Source organism: Janthinobacterium sp. LM6 (assembly GCF_002002885.1).
In the GTDB taxonomy this organism is placed as follows: domain Bacteria; phylum Pseudomonadota; class Gammaproteobacteria; order Burkholderiales; family Burkholderiaceae_D; genus Janthinobacterium; species Janthinobacterium kumbetense.
Map to the genome: position 1 here is coordinate 5,019,525 of NZ_CP019510.1, position 20,493 is coordinate 5,040,017.

Annotated in this window: 22 protein-coding genes; 6 read left to right on the forward strand and 16 right to left on the reverse strand. The window is 64.7% G+C overall.

Translation table 11 applies throughout. The features are described 5' to 3' along the window. The first annotated feature begins 57 nt into the window (after window positions 1–57). Together BZG29_RS21995 and BZG29_RS22000 are read left to right on the forward strand one after the other, a co-directional pair. The gene (locus BZG29_RS21995) at window positions 58–384 is read left to right on the forward strand and encodes a hypothetical protein (RefSeq protein ID WP_077407553.1); all 327 of its coding nucleotides are present in this window, start codon (window positions 58–60) and stop codon (window positions 382–384) included. Window positions 385–432: 48 nt separating this feature from the next. Beyond that, on the forward strand, window positions 433–1,659 hold the full coding sequence (locus tag BZG29_RS22000; RefSeq protein ID WP_077407555.1) for a DUF2325 domain-containing protein: 1,227 nt from the start codon (window positions 433–435) through the stop codon (window positions 1,657–1,659). Between the two features lie 3 nt (window positions 1,660–1,662). On the opposite strand, the gene BZG29_RS22005 is transcribed toward BZG29_RS22000, so the two are convergent. From BZG29_RS22005 to BZG29_RS22030, 6 genes are all read right to left on the reverse strand, one after another. Further along, window positions 1,663–2,214, reverse strand: coding sequence for a glutathione peroxidase (locus BZG29_RS22005; protein ID WP_077407557.1), 552 nt, complete (start codon window positions 2,212–2,214; stop codon window positions 1,663–1,665). Between the two features lie 72 nt (window positions 2,215–2,286). After that, entirely contained in the window at window positions 2,287–3,651 is a 1,365-nt protein-coding gene (locus BZG29_RS22010) for a sulfite reductase subunit alpha (RefSeq protein WP_077407559.1), read from the reverse strand. Window positions 3,652–3,663: 12 nt separating this feature from the next. Next, the gene (locus tag BZG29_RS22015; protein ID WP_077407561.1) at window positions 3,664–4,704 is read right to left on the reverse strand and encodes an FAD:protein FMN transferase; all 1,041 of its coding nucleotides are present in this window, start codon (window positions 4,702–4,704) and stop codon (window positions 3,664–3,666) included. A 30-nt stretch (window positions 4,705–4,734) separates the two neighbouring features. Beyond that, window positions 4,735–5,559 (reverse strand): DUF4198 domain-containing protein, encoded by an 825-nt coding sequence (locus tag BZG29_RS22020; protein WP_077407563.1) that lies wholly within the window; start codon window positions 5,557–5,559, stop codon window positions 4,735–4,737. Between the two features lie 10 nt (window positions 5,560–5,569). After that, window positions 5,570–6,085 carry a DUF2271 domain-containing protein gene (locus tag BZG29_RS22025; RefSeq protein WP_077407565.1) on the reverse strand — a complete coding sequence of 172 codons (516 nt, stop codon included), beginning with the start codon at window positions 6,083–6,085 and terminating at the stop codon, window positions 5,570–5,572. A gap of 34 nt (window positions 6,086–6,119) precedes the next feature. Beyond that, window positions 6,120–6,773, reverse strand: a complete 654-nt coding sequence (locus tag BZG29_RS22030) for a PepSY-associated TM helix domain-containing protein (protein WP_077407567.1) — start codon at window positions 6,771–6,773, stop codon at window positions 6,120–6,122. A gap of 277 nt (window positions 6,774–7,050) precedes the next feature. On the opposite strand from BZG29_RS22030, the gene BZG29_RS22035 reads away from it, so the two are divergent. Further along, on the forward strand, window positions 7,051–7,548 hold the full coding sequence (locus BZG29_RS22035; protein WP_077407569.1) for a pyridoxamine 5'-phosphate oxidase family protein: 498 nt from the start codon (window positions 7,051–7,053) through the stop codon (window positions 7,546–7,548). A gap of 134 nt (window positions 7,549–7,682) precedes the next feature. Here the strand turns inward: BZG29_RS22035 and BZG29_RS22040 are convergent, their stop codons facing one another. The 8 genes from BZG29_RS22040 to BZG29_RS22075 form a co-directional block, all read right to left on the reverse strand. Beyond that, window positions 7,683–7,946, reverse strand: coding sequence for a hypothetical protein (locus BZG29_RS22040; RefSeq protein ID WP_077407571.1), 264 nt, complete (start codon window positions 7,944–7,946; stop codon window positions 7,683–7,685). A 200-nt stretch (window positions 7,947–8,146) separates the two neighbouring features. Continuing rightward, the gene (locus tag BZG29_RS22045; RefSeq protein WP_077407573.1) at window positions 8,147–8,518 is read right to left on the reverse strand and encodes a KGG domain-containing protein; all 372 of its coding nucleotides are present in this window, start codon (window positions 8,516–8,518) and stop codon (window positions 8,147–8,149) included. A 331-nt stretch (window positions 8,519–8,849) separates the two neighbouring features. After that, window positions 8,850–9,248 (reverse strand): MAPEG family protein, encoded by a 399-nt coding sequence (locus BZG29_RS22050; protein ID WP_077407575.1) that lies wholly within the window; start codon window positions 9,246–9,248, stop codon window positions 8,850–8,852. 49 nt (window positions 9,249–9,297) lie between these two features. After that, window positions 9,298–12,702, reverse strand: a complete 3,405-nt coding sequence (locus BZG29_RS22055; RefSeq protein ID WP_077407577.1) for a PAS domain S-box protein — start codon at window positions 12,700–12,702, stop codon at window positions 9,298–9,300. After that, window positions 12,699–13,823 (reverse strand): hybrid sensor histidine kinase/response regulator, encoded by a 1,125-nt coding sequence (locus BZG29_RS22060; protein ID WP_077409234.1) that lies wholly within the window; start codon window positions 13,821–13,823, stop codon window positions 12,699–12,701. The genes BZG29_RS22055 and BZG29_RS22060 overlap by 4 nt, the downstream gene beginning before the upstream one ends. Window positions 13,824–13,929: 106 nt before the next feature. Further along, window positions 13,930–14,538, reverse strand: coding sequence for a chemotaxis protein CheB (locus tag BZG29_RS22065; protein ID WP_077407580.1), 609 nt, complete (start codon window positions 14,536–14,538; stop codon window positions 13,930–13,932). Window position 14,539: 1 nt separating this feature from the next. Then, the gene (locus BZG29_RS22070; protein WP_034783398.1) at window positions 14,540–15,373 is read right to left on the reverse strand and encodes a CheR family methyltransferase; all 834 of its coding nucleotides are present in this window, start codon (window positions 15,371–15,373) and stop codon (window positions 14,540–14,542) included. A 114-nt stretch (window positions 15,374–15,487) separates the two neighbouring features. Next, window positions 15,488–16,480 (reverse strand): aldo/keto reductase, encoded by a 993-nt coding sequence (locus tag BZG29_RS22075; protein ID WP_150131024.1) that lies wholly within the window; start codon window positions 16,478–16,480, stop codon window positions 15,488–15,490. Window positions 16,481–16,565: 85 nt separating this feature from the next. Between BZG29_RS22075 and BZG29_RS22080 the strand changes: the two genes are divergently transcribed. Then, window positions 16,566–17,456 (forward strand): LysR family transcriptional regulator, encoded by an 891-nt coding sequence (locus tag BZG29_RS22080; RefSeq protein WP_253192673.1) that lies wholly within the window; start codon window positions 16,566–16,568, stop codon window positions 17,454–17,456. Between the two features lie 68 nt (window positions 17,457–17,524). Beyond that, a complete protein-coding gene (locus BZG29_RS22085) occupies window positions 17,525–18,034 on the forward strand; it encodes a GAF domain-containing protein (RefSeq protein WP_077409236.1) in 510 nt (169 codons plus the stop codon). A 4-nt stretch (window positions 18,035–18,038) separates the two neighbouring features. Here the strand turns inward: BZG29_RS22085 and BZG29_RS22090 are convergent, their stop codons facing one another. Then, window positions 18,039–18,626, reverse strand: a complete 588-nt coding sequence (locus tag BZG29_RS22090) for a class I SAM-dependent methyltransferase (protein ID WP_077407584.1) — start codon at window positions 18,624–18,626, stop codon at window positions 18,039–18,041. 38 nt (window positions 18,627–18,664) lie between these two features. Continuing rightward, window positions 18,665–19,555, reverse strand: coding sequence for a DMT family transporter (locus tag BZG29_RS22095; RefSeq protein ID WP_077407586.1), 891 nt, complete (start codon window positions 19,553–19,555; stop codon window positions 18,665–18,667). Window positions 19,556–19,657: 102 nt separating this feature from the next. Here BZG29_RS22095 and BZG29_RS22100 point away from each other — a divergent pair, with 102 nt between their 5' ends. Next, the gene (locus BZG29_RS22100) at window positions 19,658–20,437 is read left to right on the forward strand and encodes a helix-turn-helix transcriptional regulator (RefSeq protein ID WP_077407588.1); all 780 of its coding nucleotides are present in this window, start codon (window positions 19,658–19,660) and stop codon (window positions 20,435–20,437) included. The last annotated feature ends 56 nt before the right edge of the window (window positions 20,438–20,493 follow it).

The following is a 20,493-nucleotide window of genomic DNA, read 5'->3' on the forward strand; positions in this document are numbered from 1 at the left end:
GCCAGCCAGTCGCGCCCCGTGCGCGCAGCCAGCCAAACCACCGCACAGGAGTGTTTGATGGCGAACGACCGACCTTCCCCGATGTTTCCTCCTCCGCAAGGCCAACAGCCTGAACTGCTGCTGTCGGCCGTGCTGCACCTGATGTCGCACTACCATGCGGGCAGTCCCTGCGAGAAACTGGCGGGTGTCATCGAACGCCATCTACAAGTGCTGTCGAACTCGCCCGGCCTGGGCCCCGTGCTGCAAGCGACCTGCCAGCAACTGTCGCAGCAATGGGCTGCCTTGGTGGCGCTGCACCGGCCCGCGCCGCCCAGGACCAGCTGGCTTGAGCGCCTGGCACGCCTGCTGAGCGCCAAGCGCCCCGCCTCGCCCCTGCCGCAATAATTTCAATTTCTCGTCAACTGCTGCCCCATCGCCCAACAGGATATCGCCATGTGTGACAAAGACCAGTCCCTGCCCGTCATCAGCAATTGCACCCACGCCGGCACGGAAACGGCCGCGCTCGCTTCACGCCGCCGCCGGCTGTGGGAACTGTCGCATACCTGTCATTGCCCGCTGGTCGGCGTGGGCTTGCCCCTGGGATACTTGCGCAAGCTGGTGGGCAAGATGACGGGCGGGCGCGTGCTGGCCGACGATTACGAAGTGCACGTGGGCGCCGTGACCGAATGCGGCGCGCGCAACCGCCTGTCCGAAGCGCTGCAAAAGGAACTCGAACGCCGCTACGCCCCCGTGATCCTGCGCTTTCGCGGCGCCAAGACGACGGAGCAAGTGGCCGAACTGTGGCGCACGGCCGTCGCCAACGGCGACGTGTCGGGCGCTTTCTGGGCCGGCCTGACGCACCCGCGCTGCGACGCCGAGCTGGAAGAGCAGATGTGCAGAGACTTGCACATGATCCAGCACCAGGCCGGCGCCTGCGTGCGCGCCGACATGGGCAAGTTTACGGCCTTGCAGGAAGAAAATGCGCGCCTGACGCACGAACTGGCCAAGCTGCAACAGCGCAGCCAGGCCGCACTGATGGAGAAAACGGGCGAACTGGAACGCCAGGAAGCCGTGCTGCTGCGCACGCGTGCCGAGGCGATCGGCAAGGATAGCGTGATCGATGGCTTGCGCCTTGATCTGGCGCAATTGCAGGCGGCCATCCCGGCGCTGGAATCGCGCACGCGCCTGGTCGAGCGCCTGGCGCAAATGGATGAGCGCGAAAAGGAATTGCGCCAGCAAATCGCGGATTTGAAGCAAGCCCAGCCACGTCCGGGCACGGCCGTGCCGCCACCGGCGCCGAAGCTGGAAGTGCCGACGGGCGGCAAGCTGAAAATGCCGATCCGCCTCGTCGATCAAAGCGTCCTGTGCGTGGGCGGGCGCAGCGGCAATGTCGCCACCTACCGCGCCCTGATCGAGCGGGTCGGCGCGCAATTCGCCCACCACGACGGCGGCCTGGAAGACAATGCCAACCTGCTCGATTCGAGCCTGGCGGCGGCCGACCTGGTGATTTGCCAGACCGGCTGCATCAGCCACAGCGCCTACTGGCGCGTGAAGGATTATTGCAAGCGCACGGGCAAGCGCTGCGTCTTCATCGACAACCCCAGCATCTCCAGCCTGGCACGGGGCTTGCAGGAAGTCAGTGGCGAGATGGAGCCGGCCGCGCTGGACGCCTCCGACTAAAACCTAGGCCTGCAACTCGCGCGCGATCGCCTCGCGCAGGAGCGCATCATCGACCGTGGTGTCGGGCGCGAAACGCCCCACCACCTTGCCGTCCTTGCTGATCAAAAACTTCTCGAAATTCCACAGCACGTCGCTCGGTTGCTCCTGCGTGATGCCGTAGCCGGCCAGCTTGGCGCGGAAATCGCTGCCCGGCTTTTCCTGCGCCCGCGGCTGCTCTTGCACCAGGCGCTGGTACAGCGGATGCTGGCCCGGCCCCTTGACGACGATTTTTTCAAACATGGGAAATTGCACGCCAAAGGTGCCGCGGCAAAAGTCGGCGATCTCGGCATTGCTGCCCGGCTCCTGTGCGCCGAATTCATTCGCGGGAAAACCGGCCACCACCAGGCCATCGGCCTGCTTGTCGGCGTAGAGCTTTTCCAGTCCTTCGTACTGCGGCGTCAAGCCGCAGGCGGAGGCGACATTGACCACCAGCACGACCTTGCCGCGATAGGCGTCCAGGCTCGCGGGTTCGCCATTGATGCGGCGCAAGGGAATGTCGTAAATACTGTCGCTCATGATGTGTCTCCTCGGCGGATAAAACAATCATGATAGCCGCGTGTGCGCGAACGCGCTGGCGGCGTCAAAAACTCAGTAGACGTCGCGCCGGTAGCGCCCCTCTGCCGCCAGCGCGTCGAGCGCGGGCCGTCCCAGCATCTCTTGCAGGGCCTGATCGACGCCGCCCGCCATGCCGGCCAGGCTGCCGCAAATGTAGATGGCCGCGCCCTGCTGCAGCCACAGTTTGATTTCATCGGCATTGCCGCGCAAGCGGTCCTGCACGTAGGTCCGCTCCGCCTGGTCGCGCGAAAACGCCAGGTCCAGGCGCGGCAAGTCGCCGCTGGCATGCCAGTGCTCAATTTCCTCGCGATAATGGAAATCATGGGCCGCGTTGCGTTCGCCAAAGATCAGCCAATTGCGCCGCTGCCCTGCCAGCACGCGGCTTTTCAGGTGGCCGCGCAAGCCGGCGATGCCGCTGCCGTTGCCGATCAAAATCAATGGCCGCTGGGCATTGTCTTCCAGGCGAAAGCGTTTGTGCTGGCGCAAGCGCAGCTGCACCACGTCGCCGACGGCGGCCTGCGCCGTGAGCCAGCCGGAGGCCAGGCCCAGGCTGCCATCGGGATGCGCATGCTGGCGCACCAGCAAGTGCACGCCGCCGTCGTGCGGAATCGAGGCGATCGAATATTCGCGCGGTTGCGCAGGATCAAGCGGCGCGGCCACCTGCACCAGGTCGCCCGACTGCCAGTCAGGCAGGCTGCCCGCCACGGGCGCCAGTTCCACGTGATAGATGGGGCCGCCGGCGCTGCCGGGATTGAGCAACTGCCGACGCGTCAGGCGCCAGTCGCCAAAGGCGGGCGCGCTCCAGTCGGGCGCGTCGCTGGTGCCGGCCAGGTGGCTCAGGTGCTGGAACCATTGCTCGATGGTAGCGCTGGCGCTGCGGTCGACTTCGATGCGCTCGAACAGGCGCGAGGCGCCCTGCTCCGCCAGCCAGGCATCGAGCGCGCGGCCGAAGCCGCAGAACTGGCCATAGCTGCGGTCGCCCAGGGCCAGCACGGCGTAGTGCAATTGCGGCAGCGCCAGCTCGCCCGTCATCAGGCGCCCCATGAAGGCGGCCGCATTGTCGGGCGCATCGCCTTCGCCATACGTGCTGACCAAAAACAAGGCCCGTTCCGCTTGTTGCAGATCCATGGCCGTGAGGTCGGTCAGCGCGCACAGGCGCACGGGAATGCCGGCCAGCTGCAGGCTTTGCGCCGTTTGCGTGGCCAGTTCCTCGGCATTGCCCGTCTGGCTCGCATACGCCACCAGCCAGGCGGGACTGTTGGCCAGCGCCGCCTTCGCGGCGTCGGACGCGCGGCGCTTGGCGCGCGCGCGCAGCCAGGGCGCCAGGCACACGCCCGCGTAACTGAGGGACAGGGCGGCCAGCAAGGCCAGCCGCGTCGTATCGTGCGTAAAAATCATGGAATCAATCGTTCATTCGTCGAGCATGGCCAGCATGTGGCTGCTCAGCGTTTCATGGTAGCCATCGCCGTCGCGCTGCAGGAAGCGCGCGGCCAGGCCCTGCTCTTCGGCCAGCGCCATGCCGGCTTCCGGGCCCAGCACCGTCAAGGCCGTCGACCAGGCATCGGCCGCCATGCATTCGGCGTGCACGACGGTGACGGAGGCGAGTTGATTGGCGATCGGCATGCCGCTGCGCGGATCGATGGTGTGTGAGAAACGCACCGTGCCATCGTCGAAGAAACGCCGGTAGTCGCCCGACGTCGCCACGGACAAGCCGTGCAGCGCCAGCAGCATTTCCGGCGGATGCTGCGCATTCTCGGCACTATCGGCGGCACCATCGACCTGTTCCAGCATCACCCACCATGGCTGGCCGTCGGGCTTGCTGCCGGCGCCGCGCAGCTCGCCGCCCACTTCGACCAGGTAATGATGGATGCCCTGGCTGTCCAGGTAGCGCGCCAGGCGGTCCACGCCATAGCCCTTGGCCACGGCGGACAAATCCAGCTGCAAGCCGCCCGGCTGGCGCGCGCGGCGGGCCGGCAAATCCAGTTCCAGGCGGCGGCGCTGGCGCTGCGCCAGCAGCAGCGCCACGGTATCGTCTTTCGGCGGCAGGAAGCCGGCCTCATCGTAGCGATTGCGGGGGCCGAAGCCCCACAGGTTGACGAGGGCACCGGCGCATGGGTCATACGCGCCGCCGGACGCCTGCGACACGTGCATGGCAAAGCCCAGCACCTCGCAAAAGGCGGCGGGCAGGCTGTGCCAGCTGCCGGGCTCGGCCCGGTTGAAGCGGCCCAGGTCCGAGTCCTCGTCCCAGTGGCTCATTTGCGCTACAACAAGATCCAGCTGCTGCTGCAAGCCCTGCTGCAGGTCGGCGCTGCCCGCGCGTCCCGGCATGGCGGGCTCCAGCAAGCGCACCGACCAGCTGGTGCCCATCGACAGGCCGTGCAAGTCCCGGATCGCGGCGCCGGGCGGCGCGACCTGATCGGAAATATGCTGCGGCAGCAGGACCCGGCGCATCGGCGCTCTCGCTCGCGAAGATGCCGCCGCTTACTGCGGCAGCACTTCCACGGAAGCCGCGTAGGTGGCGCGGCGCTCCGGCATCACGGGCGGCTGGCCGGCCACGGCTGGCGCGGCCGCAGGCCAGGTGCTGCTCAGGTAATACATGCCGGCCGCCGGCACGGTGAACGTGATCTCGCCCTTGGCATCCGTGCTCTGGCGGATTTCACCGAGCACGCCGCGATAGCGCACGCCGCCTGGCACCAGGCTGAACGCCTGGTTCGCCGCAGGCTTGCCGTCGATCAAGAAACGCCAGGTGGCTTTCTCGCCCGCGCGCAAGTCGTTCGGGTGCGTTACCGGCACGAATTCCAGGCCCACGCCCGTCGGCTTGAACACTTCCGTGCTGGTTTCGCCATTGCTGAAGAAAGTTTCCAGGCGCGCTGCCGTGCGCGTGATTTTCACGTCTTTCGCGTCGGCCGGCACGTCTTTCTTGAAGGTTTCCTCGTTCCCGCGGAAACGCTTCTGCTCGCCGTTCACGGTGTAGCTGCCCATCACGTTTTGCGACACGATGGCCGCTTTATACGTGCCCGGCTTTTCCATTTTCACGTCGAAGACGCTGCGCAAACGGCCCGTGAGGGTGTTCGCCGGCGCGACCTTGGCGCCGTCCGGGCCGATGACTTGCAGCGCGTCCAGGCGCAGCGGCTGGTGGTCGATCTCGAACAAGGCGTCGGAGACGGCGGCATCCACCGTCACCCAGGCGTCCTTGCTTTCCACCATCGTGCTCGATGGCACCATCCAGCCGCGGTGGGCGTGGGCGTTCATGGCCAGGCCGGCCAGGGCCAGGGCGATCAGGGGTTTGTTGAATTGCTTGAACATGGGGTGCGCCTTATGGTTTGAGTTGAACGACGACATTACCGAGTTCTTCCTTGCCTTTGGCTGGCACGGACTGGGCCGATTTCAGCGGCCACTGGAACGGCACGCGCACCAGTTCGCGTCCGCCCGCTTCGCGCGCCGCTTCCACCACCACCTGGTATTCGCCCGCCGGCAACTTGTCGAGCAAGGCCTTGGCGCCTGGGAAGGTCAAGGTATGTTCGCCCGGCGCACGCGTGGCACCGCTGACGCCGTCCACGGGCATGGCCAGGTCGCGACCGCTCTTGCGCCACCATTGACGCATGTCCTTGAGCCACTTCTCGCCGACTTTGTCTTTCTTTTTCACGTCATACAGCACGGCCAGGTTGCCAACCACCTTCTGATCCGCCGTTTCCAGCCACGCCGCCACGTAGGGACGGTGGTATTCCGCCACGTTCAATTGCGGGAGTTCAAGCTTGAGGGACAGGTCGGCCGCCATCGCCGACGTACCGATCAGGGGAAGGCCAAGCGCCAGGGTGTAGCGTAATTTCATGGTGTGCCTGTAAAAAAAGTAAGAATAAAAACGATCAGTGAATAAACAGCAAGGCGATCGCGCAGGGTATCAAGATACCGAGGCCAACCATTGGCCAGGTAAATGGCCGGTTGGCCGCGTGGAACTTCAAAATCAATAAGCCCGTCAGGCAAAATACGATGCAGGCGCCGGCAAAGATGTCGATGAACCAGCTCCACGCCACGCCCGTGTTGCGGCCCTTGTGGACATCGTTGAGCCAGGACACCCAGCCCCGGTCCGTCAATTCGTATTCGGCGGCCCCGTCTTCCAGGCCGATGCGCACCCAGGCGTCGCCGCCCGCCCTGGGCAGCGGCAGGTAGACTTCGTCGATCGACCATTCGGCGGGACGGCCGCCCGCATTGAGCGACCACTGCTGCTTGAGCCAGGCTTCGGCGTCGGCCGGCATGGGCGCATTGGCGCCATCGTGCTTGGCGGCATACGCGGCCAGTTGCGTGACGAGGGGTGCCGGCAACGCCGCCTTCTGGCGCGTGATCGCCGGCTTGGCTTCGATCTGGCCGGCGTGGTTCAGCGTGATGCCGGTAATGGCGAACAGAAACATGCCCAGCAGGCAAAGCGCTGAGCTGATCCAGTGCCATTGATGCAAGTTCTTCAGCCAGACGGCGCGGCTGGCGTTGTTCTTGGCCTTGTCTGCTGCGCCCGCATTACCCATCGAGCGCTCCCGGCAAGGAGCGGGCCAGGTGGCGCGACAAGTCAGTGTGCTTCATTCCCATCCTTCAATCAAAGTTCATGCCTCATTTTCAAACAAATGATAATGATTATCATTTATTAAGTCAATACATGGGGCGCCCCGCCGGGCCAGCGTTTTGTAACAGCTTTGAAACATGGCGCGAGGCAGGCAGGCCGACGCCGCTACGTAAGCTGCCGTACAGATCCGCCTGCCACGCCCGTCTATGCTGTTGTTCAGGACAACCATCAAGGGAGCACCCATGCAAGCATATTCCAGCGAACAACTGGCCAGCATCGCGGCCAGGATCAAGGATGTCAAATTCGGCATGCTGACCACCAGCGATGACATGCGCACCCTCACCAGCCGGCCACTGACGCAGCAGCAGGTCGATAGCGAAGGGCAAATCTGGTTCTTTGTCTCGGACGAGGCCGCCTACACGCGCGACTTGTTGAACAATCCGCAAGTCAACGTCAGCTTTGTCGACACGGGCGACAGCCTGTATGTGTCCGTCTGCGGTCACGCGCAATTGCTGAAGGACCGCGCCAAGGCGGAGGAATTGTGGAACCCGCTGCTAAAAGCCTGGTTCCCGGGCGGACTCGACGATCCGAAGCTGTCGCTGATCAAGGTAACGATCCAGTCAGCCGAATACTGGGATAGCAGCGCCAGCAAGATGATGCAATTCTATGAAATGGCCAAGGCCGCCATCACGGGCGAACCGCCAAAGGATCTGGGCGAACACGGACGGGTTGACCTGTAGCCGGCTCGCCATTCCTACCCGCGCCGGCAAGCAAGCGACGTTGTCAGCGCGCAAGGGGAAACGACCAGCCGCCGTGCGCGAACACGCCTGACGGCTGGCCCTGCGGAAATTATCAGACAGTCAGGAAGGAAAGCTCAGACGCCCGTACTGCCCGTGGTGTCTGGCGCATCGTCGGCGCTCTGCCGGCTCTGCCCGGCGGAGCCGGACTGGTGATGCGGCAAGCGGTCGGCGCGCCGCACTTCGCCGATGGAAAACAGATCGTCGCCGATATCGAGGCCTTGCTCGCTATCGACCAGTACAAAGTTTTCGGCCGAGTCGGCCGTACTTTGCTTGCTGCCCGCCGTGGATGGCGTGCCGCCCTGGCTATTGCCCGGTTGCGGCGTATTCGCGTTGCCCATTATCTTCTCCCTGATCATCAATGCGAGTTGACTGCGCGGCGATTGCCAGGCGATTGCACCTTGCCAGCGCAGCTATTTCATCATAGTCCATGCCTGCTGCATTGCATCAAAATTTTGCAGCGACCGGACAGATGCGGCCATGGCCAGCGACGTGCCTGCCGCTGGCCATGGTCACCGCTACCGCTCATTACCACTTGCTGCTACTTGTTGCGCGAACCTGCGGAACCCGAACTCGACCCCGCGCCGCCGCTTTGCTTGTTGCCACTGTCGCGGTTGCCCTCCTGGTTCATGCCGGCATTGTCGCGCGTGCCGCTGGAGCTGGAAGCGCTTTGCCGGCTGGCATCGTTCTTGTGGCTTTGGCTGCCTGCGCGGCGTGCCTCTTCCGACGTGAATTCATGCGCCGTGCCCTTTTCATGCGCGGCACGTCCGCCTTCGCTGGCGATTTCGCGCTGCTGGGCGGGGTCCATGGAAGCGAAACCCCGTTTGCTGGTATCGCTTTGCTTGCTGCCGCCGCTGCCGCTGCTGCTACTGGTTTTACTACCTTGCTGTTTATTGTCGCTCGATGTGGCCATGATGATCTCCTTGATCGATGGAATCAGAAACAGTGCAAACCATGCAATTCTTTCCCCTCGCATGGCAAGGGAACCGTCATCTTAGTGCGCGCATGGGGTGCAAGAAATAGGAGGATGCCAAGAGCGCATGTAGGATGAGTCCCGCCCGTGGTGGCGCAGTTACTTTCAGTTTTCCACCAAAAGTACCAGATACTCAGCAGTTAGCGGGGGCAAGTGCCGCGCGCGAGGCAACGCACGCGGCCAGCCGCCAGAGCGGCCGGAGAGCGGCGGCATCGGAACTTGCCGCGCGTCGCCTCGGGCGCGCGGCCACGAGACGCCAGCGGCGAGGAATTCAGGAAGCGAAGAGGATGGCCCAGAACAGCATCAGCAAGCCGGCAATCGACACGCACCACACGAGCGTGCGCACGACGGGCACGCCGAACGCATACAGGGGCAGATACAGCACCCGGGCGGCCAGGTACAGGGCCGCGCCATAGAGCGTGAGCGCGCTTTCCTGCGCCGTCACGTGGGCGATCAGCACGGCGGCGGCGAACAGGGGCAGGGTTTCGAACAGGTTCGCCTGGGCCCGCTGCAAGCGGCCCGTGATCCTGCCCACGGGCGGGCCTTCGCCGTCGCGCGCGCTCACGTTATACGCCGTGCCTGTCTCGCGCGTGCGAAACAGCGCGGGCAGCAGGATTTGTACCAGCGCCAGCACGAGGGTACAGGCCAGCATCGTCAGTTCAGGAGTCATGCTTTACCTCTGCAGGGTGGGACAGGCAAGCCGTGCCGGCGCGTGCCCGTCAGGGTTGGTCGAGTGCCGCTTGCAACTCCGTCAAATCATAGGGCTTGCGCAAGACGCTGGCGGAAAAGCCCAGCTCGTCCATCGATTCCTTGCCATAGCCGGTGGAAAAGATGATGCGCATGTCCGGTTTATCGCGCAGCACCATGCGTGCCAGCGCGATGCCGGACATGCCGGGCAGGCTGACATCCGTAAACAGGATATCGAAGTCTTGCTCGTTGAGCAACTCCCACGCCGCCTCGCCATCGGACACGCCGCTGACCGTGTGGCCCAGCATGCCCACCAGCTCGCACACCATCAGCTGGGAATCGAGATTGTCTTCCACCACGAGTATCTTCATCGAAGTCGGCATGTCCCCCTGCGGTACCAACGCATGGCCCGTCAAGTCCAGCCCCGGCGTGCCGCCTCCCAGCACGCCGGCCGCCGTGCTGCCGCTTGCCAGCGTGCCGGCCACGGGCGCGCCGGACCGTTCGAACTGGCGCGCGCGCATTTGCTGCTGGCGGTTGGCCAGCACATGGCGCAGCTTGCGCGCCAGCTCTTCGCGCCGGTATGGCTTGCTGAGCAATTCCACCCCCGCATCGAGCCTGCCCTCGTGCACGATGACATCCTGCGCGTAGCCCGAGGTAAACAAGACGGCGATATCGGGCTGCAACTCGCGCGCCTGACGCGCCATCTCCGTGCTGCTGACGGGACCGGGCATGATCACGTCCGTAAACAGCACATCGATTTGCGCACCGCTGTGCAGCACGGCCAGCGCGCTTTCGCCATCCTCTGCCTTGAGCACCTTGTAACCGAGCGCGCCCAGCATGTCGACCACGGTGGTGCGCACGCCCACGTCGTCTTCCACCACCAGCACGGTTTCCGTGCCGCCCGTGACGACGCCGCTCAACTCCAGTTCCTCGTCCGCTTCGGCCATCAGGGAACGGGGCAAATAGATTTTGACTCCCGTGCCCACGCCAGGTTCACTGTAGATGCGGATATGGCCGCGGCTTTGCGTGACGAAGCCGTACGCCATCGACAAGCCCAGGCCCGTGCCCGCGCCTTCCGGCTTGGTCGTGAAGAACGGCTCGAAGGCGCGCTGCAGCACAGGCCCGCTCATGCCGCGGCCCGTATCGGTCACCGACAGCATCACGTACTGGCCTGCCGGCACGTCGACCAGGTTGTGCACATACTGTTCGTCGAGCACGACGTTGCCCAGTTCGATGGTCAGCTTGCCCACGCCATCCATGGCGTCGCGCGCATTGATGGCCAGGTTGAGGATGACGTTCTCGATCTGGCTGCGGTCGACCAGGGTATTCCACAGTCCGCCGCCGCCCACCAGCACGATATCGATCGCTTCGCCCAGGGCGCGCCGCAGCAGCGCATCCATGTTGCGCACCACGCGCGTCAAGTCGGCCACCACAGGTTGCAACGGCTGGCGCCGCGCAAACGCCAGCAGGTGCGACGACAGCTTGGCGCCCCGCTCGACGGCGGCAATCGCCGTGTCCAGCCGCTGGCGCATGAGGCCATCCGTGCCCGCCAGGTGCTGCAGCAAATGCAAATTGCCGGAAATGATTTGCAGCACATTGTTGAAGTCGTGCGCGATGCCGCCCGTCAACTGGCCCACGGCTTCCATCTTTTGCGCCTGGCGCAAGGCGTCTTCGGCCTTGGTGCGCTCATTGACTTCCTGTTCGACCCGGTGTTCCAGCGTTTCGTTCAATTCATGCAGCGCTTTTTCCACGCGGCGCCGGTCCGTGATGTCCGTCTTGACGGCGATCAAGGAACGCGTATGACCCTGCTCATCGACCAGGCGGCTGACATTGCTCGACACCCACACCTGCGAGCCATCGGGCTTCAGGTAGCGCTTTTCCAGCGAAAACGACTCGCCCGTTTCCACCAGGCGCCGGAACAGCACGCCGTTGCCGGGCACGTCCGCCGGATGCATGATGTCGTTCATGTTCAGGCTCAGCAGTTCTTCGGCGGAACGGCCCAGCATGCGGCACAGGGCGCCGTTGACACGCTGGAAACGGCCATCGAGGCCCAGCTCGGACAAGCCCACGGACGCCTGGCCGAAAATGGCCGCCATGCGCTCCTGGCTGGCGTTGAGTTCATCCTCGATCTGGCGCCGCTCCGTCACGTCGAACGACACGCCCACGTAGCGGCGCTGGCCCGGCACGCGGCCGGCCACCACCTCGCCCTGGCGCGCGATCCAGCGCAGCGCGCCATCGGCGGGACGGCGGATGCGGTATTCCACGTATTCGAGGGGATTGGGCGCCAGATCCAGCTTGCTGGGTCCGACCTTTTGCTGGTCCCGCGCATCGACCAGGCTCACCAGCAGGCGTTCCGTCACTTCCGTCTCGTCGGCAATGCCCCACAGGCGGCGGAAGGTAGGCGACACCAGCATCGCGCCCGTCTCGGGGAACCATTCGAAGGTGCCGATGCCGCCCGCCTGCTGGGCCAGGCGCAGCCGCTCCTCGCCTTCCATGCGCTCGGTGACGTCGATGCCTTCGACGAGGATGCCCGTGACCGCGCCCTCATCATCCTTGATGGGCTGGTAGACGAAATCGATGTGGCGCTGGCCCGTCTGGCCATCCGCCGTCTGCAAATCCACTTTGACCTGGCGCCCCTCGTAAGGTTCGCCCGTGCGGTAGACCTGGTCGAGCAGCGCGATGAAACCTTGCGCCTTGACTTCGGGCAAGGCCACTTCGACTGTCTTGCCCAGCAGCTCAAGTTCGGGGCGTCCCACCAGGCGCAAATAATGTTCATTCGCCAATTCGAACACGTGCTGCGGCCCGCGCAGCATGGCCATGAAGCTGGGCGCCTGCTGGAACAGGGCGCGCAGCAGCGCGCGTTCCTCGCCCAGGCGGCGGTTGGCCGCGCGCACGGCCTCGCTCTCGGCTTGCAAGGTGGTATTGAGTTCGCCCAGTTCGGCCGTGGCCAGCTTCAGCTGGCGCCCCTCCTCCATGCGCGCCGTCAATTCCAGCGCCGTGCACAGCACGCCATCGACCTGGCCGCCGGCGCCATGCACGGGCGTGTAAAACAGGTCGAAACAGACATCCGCGCGCTGTCCGCCGCGCAACAGCGGCAGGCAGCACTCGCGGTGCACCTGCGTCTCGCCGCGCAATCCCGCGTCGAGGATGCGCGCGTTCCAGTCCCAGATTTCGGGCCAGACGGCCGGTACCGTACCGCCCAGCGCCGCCGGATGGCGCGCCCCGGCGATCTGGATGTAGTCGTCGTTGTAAATCATCACATGCTGCGGGCCCCACATCAGCACCATCGCCATCGGCGAATTGAGGACGATGTCGACGCTGGTGCGCAAATGGGCGGGCCAGCCATCGAGGGCACCCAGGCTGGTGGCGGACCAGTCGCGCTGGCGCACCAGCTCGCCCATGCTGCCGCCGCCGCGCGGCCAGGCTGGCGCGCTCATGTGGCCAATCCCGCTTGCACGCGCACCTGGCACTGGCGCGGAATGCGCACCGTCGCCAGCGTGCCCTGCGCGTCCGTCGAACTGAGCTCGACCGTGCCGCCATGGGCCTTGACGAACATGTTCACCGTGTACAGGCCCAGCCCCAGGCCCTGCCCCGTCCTGCGCTTTTCGCCCGCCTGCTGGAACGGCTCGAACAGGGTCGGTAGCAAGGCGGCGGGAATGACGCCGCGATTGGCGATGCGCAATTCAATGCTGTCGGCGTCGCGTCCGTCCAGGGCCAATTGCACCGGCGCGCCCGCCTCGCCATGCGTGAGGGCGTTGCATAGCAGATTCGAGATGACTTGCGACAACAAGCCCGCGTCGCATTGCCCGTGCAGCTCGCCCACGCTGCTGATCTCGACCAGCGGGGCCTGGCCCGCCGTCTCGAACTCGTCGACGATGGCGCGCGCCAGCGCCAGGTAGTCGTGCGTGCTGCTGCGCAACTCCATCGTGCCGGAACGGATGCGCGCCAGGTCCAGCAACTGGTCGACCATGCGCGCCATGCGCTTGGCGCTGCTTTCGATGCGCTGCGCCGTGACGATCACCTTCGGGTGGTCGCTCATCATCGGCAACAGCATGGCGCCGTTCATCACCACCGACAGGGGCGTGCGCAAGTCGTGGCCCAGCACGGCCGTGAACAGTTCATTCAGGTGCAGCGCATGCTTGAGCTCGTCGAGTTGGGCCGACAATTCGCGTTTCTGCTGGTACAGCTGGACCAGCACGGCCACCTTGCTTTGCAAGGCTTTCACGTCGATGGGCTTGTACAGGAAATCGACGGCACCCGCCTCGTAGCCACGGAAACTGTAGCTCGGTTCGCGCGACGCGGCCGTGAGAAAAATCAAGGGAATGCTGCGCGTGCGTTCGCTGCCGCGTATCAGCTCGGCCAGCTCGAAACCGTCCATCTGCGGCATTTGCACGTCGATCAGGGCCAGCGCCACGTCATGCGTCAACAGCAATTCCAGCGCCTCGGCGCCCGAGCTGGCCTTCAGGATGACAATACCGGGCCGCGCCAGCACGGCTTCGGCGGCGACCAGGTTTTGCGCGATGTCGTCAACGACGAGGATATGGATAGGGGCGGTCACGGAATCATCTTCAGGCATCGCAACGGCAAGATGCCATCGTGTTTCGATATGGACATAAACATTGTTTCAATTCTCACATATATTACACGCACTACACCATTCCCATTCACTTGTGTTCACCATCGCCGAGCAAGGCCAGGCTGGCAGCCATCTGCGGCAAATCGAGCACGCGGTCGGCGCCGGCCCGCTTGAGCGCGGCGGCCGGCATGATGCCACAACTGGCCCGCTGTGGGTCTTGCACCCAGGCACTACCGCCCAGCTGCCGCACGCGCGCCAGGCCCGCCGCGCCGTCGGCCGAGGCGCCCGTCAGGATGATAGCCAGCATGGCGCGCCGGTAGGCGTACGCAGCGGTTTCCAGCAGAACATCGATGGACGGGCGCGAAAAATACACGGGCGCTTCCTGCGACAGGGAAAAACAGCCATCGGGCTCGACTTGCAAATGGTAATCGGGCGGCGCGAAATACACGGTGCCCGCTTGCAGCGGTTCCTTGTCCTGCGCTTCGCGCAAGGGCAGCTGGCAACGTTCCGCATACAGCTGCGGCAACTGGCTCGAACGGCCCGGCGCCAGGTGCAGCACCACCACCACGGCCGCGCGGCAGGTGGCGGGCAAGGCGCGCAGCACGATGCCCAGCGCTTCCACGCCGCCGGCCGAGGCGCCGATGGCGATCAGGCGCAGGCCAGGTGGCGGCGGCGCGACGTCGCAGGTCGGCAACATGTCAGGCACGCTGGAAGATGCGCTCAGCCGGGCTCAGCTCGTTGAAGCTGGCCGCATGGCGGCTGAAATGCAGGCTTTCCTTCATGCCCAGGCCCAGGAAGCCCCGGTTCACCAGCGCTTCGTGGAACAGGCCCAGGCTGCGGTCCTGCAAGTCTTTATTGAAGTAAATCATGACGTTACGGCAGGAAACCATGTGCACCTCCGAAAACACGCTGTCCGTCGCCAGGCTGTGGTCGGCGAAGACGAACTGGCGCCGCAAGCGCCGCTCAAAGATGGCGCCCTTGTAGGCGGCCGTGTAATAGTCGGACAGCGAACGCTTGCCGCCCGCCAACTGGTAATTCTCGCTGAACTGGGCGATGCGCTCGATCGGATAGATGCCCGCTTCGGCGGCGGCCAGCGCTTCCACGTTGATGTCGGTCGCGTAAATCATGCTACGTTCAAGCAAGCCTTCTTCTTCCAGCAAGATGGCCAGCGACCACACCTCTTCGCCGCTGCTGCAGCCGGCCACCCAGATCTTGATCGAGGGATAGGTATGCAGGATGGGCACGACTTTTTCGCGCAAGGCGCGGAAATACGCGGGATCGCGGAACATCTCGCTCACTTGCACCGTGAAAAACTGCAGCATCTGCGCGAACATGGCCGGCTCGTGCAAGATGCGGTCCTGCAACTGCGACAGGCTGGCGCAGCCGAAGCGCTCCATGGCCTGGCGCATGCGCCGGCGCAGCGACGCCACCGAATAATCGCGGAAATCGTGCTGATATCTCAACAAGATTCCCTCTAGCAACAATTTCAGTTCTATATCGAAAATATCGTCATCTAACAACATCCACCTCATCGGATACCTGACCGTTGAACACAGTGCAACTTACCAAATGCTAGCAGATCGCCGGCGATTATCCCGCAAGGAAAGTGCCAGTTAGGTACGCTGGCGTACACTGCGCCATCTTTTTCAGGCATCCACGCCCTTCATGCCTTCCTCCGTGTAACGCGCGCCCGCCGCCATGCCCATAGGAAAGGCGGCATTCATCGCCGCCAGTTCCGCGCCGTCCAGCCGCACGGCCAGCGCGCCCAGGTTGTCGTGCAAATACGCGATGCGCTTGGTGCCGGGAATGGGGATGATGTCGTCGCCTTGCGCCAGCAGCCAGGCCAGCGCCAGCTGGGCCGGCGTGCAGCCTTTTGCATGCGCGAGGTCCCGGACCTGCGCGACGATGGCCTGGTTGCGCGCCAGGTTGTCGGATGAAAAACGGGGATTGAACTGGCGAAAATCCCCCGCGTCGAGGCTGGCCGCATCGGCAATGGCGCCCGTCAGGAAACCGCGCCCCAGCGGGCTGTAGGCAAAGAAACTGGCGCCCACGTCGCGGCAGGCGGCCAGCACGCCCTGCTCCGGTTCGCGCGTCCACAGCGAGTACTCGCTCTGGACGGCCGCCACGGGGCAAAGCGCCGCCGCGCGCCGCAAGGTAGCCGCGCTCACTTCGCACAGGCCCACGGCGCGGATCTTGCCCTCTTGCCGCAGCTGCGCCAGCGCCCCCATCGACTCTTCCAGCGGCGTCTCCAGGTTCAGGCGGTGCAGATAAAACAGGTCGATGGCGTCCACGCCCAGGCGCGCCAGCGACGCCTCGCACGCCTGGCGGATGGTGGCGGGTGCATTGTCGACGCGGCGCGCATAGCTGCCCGGCTCGCGCGCCAGGCCGCACTTGGTGGCGGCCAGCGCCTGGCCGCGATGGCCTTGTAAAAAACGTCCCAGCAATTGCTCGTTGTGGCCGAAGCCGTAGGCGTCGGCCGTGTCGAACAGGGTCACGCCCGCCGCCAGCGCCGCTTCCAGGGTGGCCAGCGATTGCGCCTCGTCCGTGGCGCCATAGAATTCCGACATGCCCATGCAGCCCAGGCCCAATGCCGAGCTGGTCAAGCCGCTATGGCCGATGCGTCGTTGTTGCAGTTGCATGTTGATCTCCCTCAAGTGTCAATGCGGCCAGTCTGCGCCGCGCCGGCCGGCAAGGGAATGCGCAATTTCGTGATACCTTTCTGGTATGAGAGCCCTCGATACCCATGCATTGACCCTGTTTTGCGCCGTCGCCCGCTGCCTGAACTTCCGCCAGGCGGCCGAGCAATTGCACATGACCCAGCCGCCCCTGTCGCGCGCCATCAAGGCACTGGAAGACCGGCTGGGTGCGCGATTGTTCGAGCGCGACACGCAAGGCGTGGCCTTGACGCAGGCAGGGCATACCTTGCTGCCGCAGGCGCTGCACATCCTCGATTTACTTGATATTGCGCAAACGTCGCTGCGGCAAGACAGCGCGCCCGCGCGCCTGCGCCTGGGCTTGACCAGTTCCGTGGCGGCCGGCCTGTTCCGGCCCTTGCTGGCGACGCTGGAAGGGCAACTGGGCAGTATCCGCCTGGAACTGACGTCCGCTCCCTCGCCGCGCCTGGTGGCTGGCGTGCGCAAGGGCCAGCTCGATGCGGCCATGCTGGCCTTGCCCAGCGCCACCTTCGAACTGGCCGTGCAGCCGCTGGCGCGCCAGCCCATGATGCTGGCCCTGCCCGCCGGGCACCGGCTGGCGAAAAAGCGCAAGCTCAGCCTGTTTGACATCGCGGCAGAATCGATTTACTGGTTCGAACGGGCGCGCCAGCCCGCCTTCTTCGACCATTGCCAGCAGGTGTTTCGCCGGCATGGTTTCGCGCCCGTTTTCCTGCGCGAAGCGCCCGACCACCATGTGCTGCTCGGCGACGTGGCGGCCGGCAAGGGCATGGCCCTGCTGGCCGACTCGTTCCGCGCGCTGCGCCTGGCTGGCGTGGTTTATCGGCCATTGCTGGAGGGAGAGGAATTGGCGGCCGGCATCGGCCTGGCTTGGCGGGAAGAGCACGGCCATGCGGCCCTGCCCCTGCTGCGCCAGCTGGCGCAAGAACATTTGAAAGAGTGAAGGCCGCGCGCGGATACGCCAGACGCGCTACCATGGCGCCTTCCCCATTTTTCAGCGCCACCACGACCATGACGTTTACCATCAGCGACGCCGCCTACGGCACCGACACCCCCGCCGCCAAGCACGCCATGTATGCGGACCTGCGTTCGCAGCTGCAAGGCTTGCTGGCCGGCGAGAGCGATTTCATCGCCAATACGGCCAACTTCAGTTCGCTGGTCTTCAATACGATGCCGGGCCTCAACTGGGCCGGCTTTTATTTCCTGAAAGGCGAGGAACTGGTGCTGGGACCGTTCCAGGGCAAGCCGGCCTGCATCCGCATCAAGAAGGGCCGCGGCGTATGCGGCACCACCGTGGTCGAAGGCAAGTCCATCGTCGTGCAGGATGTGCACGCGTTTCCCGGTCACATCGCCTGCGACGTCAATTCCCGCTCGGAACTGGTGGTGCCCGTGTTTGCGCAGGGTCAAATCATCGGCGTGTTCGACCTCGACAGTCCCCAGGTCAGCCGCTTCGACGATGTCGACGCACAGGGCGTCGAATCGCTGGTGCGCGTGCTGGAAGCGGCTATCGTCGCCGAGTAATTAACTAGTTGCCCGCCTTGACGGCGATGAATTCGCCCTTGCCGACCGTCGCCAGGCACGCCGTGTAGCGGCTGTCGGCGCGGATGGCGTCGATAAAACCGGCCATGTCCGCGTAGTGCGAACTGGCGTTGTCGACCACCAGCACGCCGCCCGCCGCCAGCACGCGGTCCAGCTGCGGCCACCACTGTTCATATTGCTGGCGCGCGGAATCGAGGAAGATGAAATCGTAGGCACCGTCAGCCGCATCGCGCAGCACGTCGCCCGCGTCTGCCAGCAGCTGACCGATCACGCCTTGCAGTTGCGCGCGCGCAAAGTTGGCATGCGCCATGTCGAACTTGTCCTGCGCCTTTTCCACCGTCACCACGCTGCCGCCCAGCGCCTGCACGGCGCGCGCCAGCCACAGGGTGGAATAGCCGTTCGAGGTGCCGATTTCCAGCACCCGCCGCGCACCGCGCGCATGCACCAGCACGGCCAGCAGCTCGCCCGTGTCGCGCGTAATATTGAGCATGCGGCTGGCGCGTTCCGTGTGCGCCGCATCGTTGCTGCTGCCGAAGGCTTCGAGTTCGCTCAACAGGGTATCAATGTCCGGCATGATGGCTCCTTGCTCAAAGCACCAGCATAGCAAAAAAACTAGGCGCTGGCGCGGCGCAGGGGGCGCTTCAGGGTTTGCACCATCACCACGCCCAGCAGGGTCACGCCGCCGCCGATCACGTCATAGCTGTGCAAGGTTTCACCGAGGAACAGCATGGCGATGATGACCGTGAACACGGGCAGCAGATTCATCAAGGTCGTGGCGCGGCTCGGTCCCAGCTTGGCCAGGCCGTGCATCCACAAGAACGGCGCGATGATGGACGCGGGGATGCCGGCAAACAGCACCAGCGGCAAGCCGGCGCCGGTGACGGGCGGCGCGGACTGGCTCAGGTAATACACGAACAGCACGGGCACGGCGCACCACACCTGGATCAGCAAGGAGTGCCAGTTATTCAGGGGAATCTTCCAGCGCTTGAGCAGCACGCCATAGCCCGCATACGACAAACACGCCAGCAGCATCAGGGCGTCGCCCACGGCCGCGCCATGGGAGATCAGGGCGGCCGGGTCGCCGTGACTGAGCAGGTAGCCGAGTCCCAGCAGCGACACGAAACCGCCGAACACGCCGCCCACGGTGGGCGCCTCCTTCAACACCAGCACGGACAGGCCCACGGCCAGCAGCGGCATCATCGATGCCAAAATGCCCATGTTGGTGGCCGTCGTCGTTTGCGCGGCGATGTAGGCGAGGCACTGGTACATCACCATGCCCAACATACCCAGCACAAACAGTTTCCCAAGATATGGTTTCACCACGGCCCGCTGCTTCCACACTGGACGCGCGAACACCAGCGCCAGCAGCACGCCGGCCAGCAGCCAGCGGTAGAACGAGATGGCGGCCGGGTCGATCACGCCGACGGCCAGCTTGCTGACGATGGTATTGATGGCCCAGATCAACACGGCGATCACGGGAAACAGATAATGCTTGGCTTTCATGCAAGTAACTCCACAATTCAATGACTGCCATTTTCGCATGGTCCGATTCCATGGATATAATGAAAACCGGACAATCGATGCGAAGAACAGGACAAAGACACCATGGCCAGCAACCAGCATTTCCCCGCCGTTTCCGACGCCCTGCCCTATCCCGTGTACTTTCGCCTCGACGACTATCACGCGCACCAGCAGTTCGATTACCAGAGCCATCCGTGGGGACAGCTCACGTATTGCTCCACGGGCGTGATGGAAATCATGGTGGCGGGCCAGCGCTACCTGTCGCCGCCCCAGTACGCCGTGTGGATACCGCCGGAAACTTTGCATGACGGCTATATCCGCCAGGATGTCGTGTTTCACTCTGCCTACATCGATGCCAGCCTGTGCGCGCAGCTGCCGGCGCAGCCGTGCGCGCTGGTATTGAGCCCCCTGCTGAAAGCCATCCTGGCCGACTTTGCCGAAAGAAACGTCACCACGCCCGCCAGCGAAGCCGACCAGCGCCTGGCGCAGGTGCTGGTCGACCAATTGCAGCTGGCGCCGTGCAGCCGCAACTACCTGCCCGGCAGCGACGAGCCCGTCATCGCGGCGCTGCTGGCCGCCCTGCAGGCGGAGCCGGGAAGTAACCGCTCACTTGCCGAATGGGCTGCGCAATTGCATGTGACCGAGCGCACCCTGGCCCGGCGCTGCCAGCGCGAACTGGGCATGCCGTTCGGCGAATGGCGCCAGCGCCAGCGCTTCCTGGCGGCCCTGCCCCTGCTGGAACAGGGAGACACCGTGCAGGCGATCGCGCTGGAACTGGGCTACAGCACGGCCTCCGCCTTCATCGCCATGTTTCGCCGCCAGAGCGGCGGCACGCCGGACCAGTTCCGCCGCGGCCTGCGCTGAAAAAGCGGGTCCGCTTTGTCATGCTTTGTCATATGGGGATGCTAAAATTCAAACAT

Coding starts and splice junctions, on each gene's coding strand:
- BZG29_RS22015 (WP_077407561.1), bottom strand. CDS start 4,704: ATGCGCCGGGTCCTGCTGCCGCAGCATATTTCCGATCAGGTCGCGCCG.
- BZG29_RS22095 (WP_077407586.1), bottom strand. CDS start 19,555: ATGAAAGCCAAGCATTATCTGTTTCCCGTGATCGCCGTGTTGATCTGG.
- BZG29_RS22005 (WP_077407557.1), bottom strand. CDS start 2,214: ATGAGCGACAGTATTTACGACATTCCCTTGCGCCGCATCAATGGCGAA.
- BZG29_RS22070 (WP_034783398.1), bottom strand. CDS start 15,373: ATGAGGTGGATGTTGTTAGATGACGATATTTTCGATATAGAACTGAAA.
- BZG29_RS22035 (WP_077407569.1), top strand. CDS start 7,051: ATGCAAGCATATTCCAGCGAACAACTGGCCAGCATCGCGGCCAGGATC.
- BZG29_RS22065 (WP_077407580.1), bottom strand. CDS start 14,538: ATGTTGCCGACCTGCGACGTCGCGCCGCCGCCACCTGGCCTGCGCCTG.
- BZG29_RS21995 (WP_077407553.1), top strand. CDS start 58: ATGGCGAACGACCGACCTTCCCCGATGTTTCCTCCTCCGCAAGGCCAA.
- BZG29_RS22020 (WP_077407563.1), bottom strand. CDS start 5,559: ATGTTCAAGCAATTCAACAAACCCCTGATCGCCCTGGCCCTGGCCGGC.
- BZG29_RS22075 (WP_150131024.1), bottom strand. CDS start 16,480: ATGCAACTGCAACAACGACGCATCGGCCATAGCGGCTTGACCAGCTCG.
- BZG29_RS22040 (WP_077407571.1), bottom strand. CDS start 7,946: ATGGGCAACGCGAATACGCCGCAACCGGGCAATAGCCAGGGCGGCACG.
- BZG29_RS22050 (WP_077407575.1), bottom strand. CDS start 9,248: ATGACTCCTGAACTGACGATGCTGGCCTGTACCCTCGTGCTGGCGCTG.
- BZG29_RS22000 (WP_077407555.1), top strand. CDS start 433: ATGTGTGACAAAGACCAGTCCCTGCCCGTCATCAGCAATTGCACCCAC.
- BZG29_RS22100 (WP_077407588.1), top strand. CDS start 19,658: ATGGCCAGCAACCAGCATTTCCCCGCCGTTTCCGACGCCCTGCCCTAT.
- BZG29_RS22055 (WP_077407577.1), bottom strand. CDS start 12,702: ATGAGCGCGCCAGCCTGGCCGCGCGGCGGCGGCAGCATGGGCGAGCTG.
- BZG29_RS22085 (WP_077409236.1), top strand. CDS start 17,525: ATGACGTTTACCATCAGCGACGCCGCCTACGGCACCGACACCCCCGCC.
- BZG29_RS22030 (WP_077407567.1), bottom strand. CDS start 6,773: ATGGGTAATGCGGGCGCAGCAGACAAGGCCAAGAACAACGCCAGCCGC.
- BZG29_RS22025 (WP_077407565.1), bottom strand. CDS start 6,085: ATGAAATTACGCTACACCCTGGCGCTTGGCCTTCCCCTGATCGGTACG.
- BZG29_RS22090 (WP_077407584.1), bottom strand. CDS start 18,626: ATGCCGGACATTGATACCCTGTTGAGCGAACTCGAAGCCTTCGGCAGC.
- BZG29_RS22010 (WP_077407559.1), bottom strand. CDS start 3,651: ATGATTTTTACGCACGATACGACGCGGCTGGCCTTGCTGGCCGCCCTG.
- BZG29_RS22080 (WP_253192673.1), top strand. CDS start 16,566: ATGAGAGCCCTCGATACCCATGCATTGACCCTGTTTTGCGCCGTCGCC.
- BZG29_RS22045 (WP_077407573.1), bottom strand. CDS start 8,518: ATGGCCACATCGAGCGACAATAAACAGCAAGGTAGTAAAACCAGTAGC.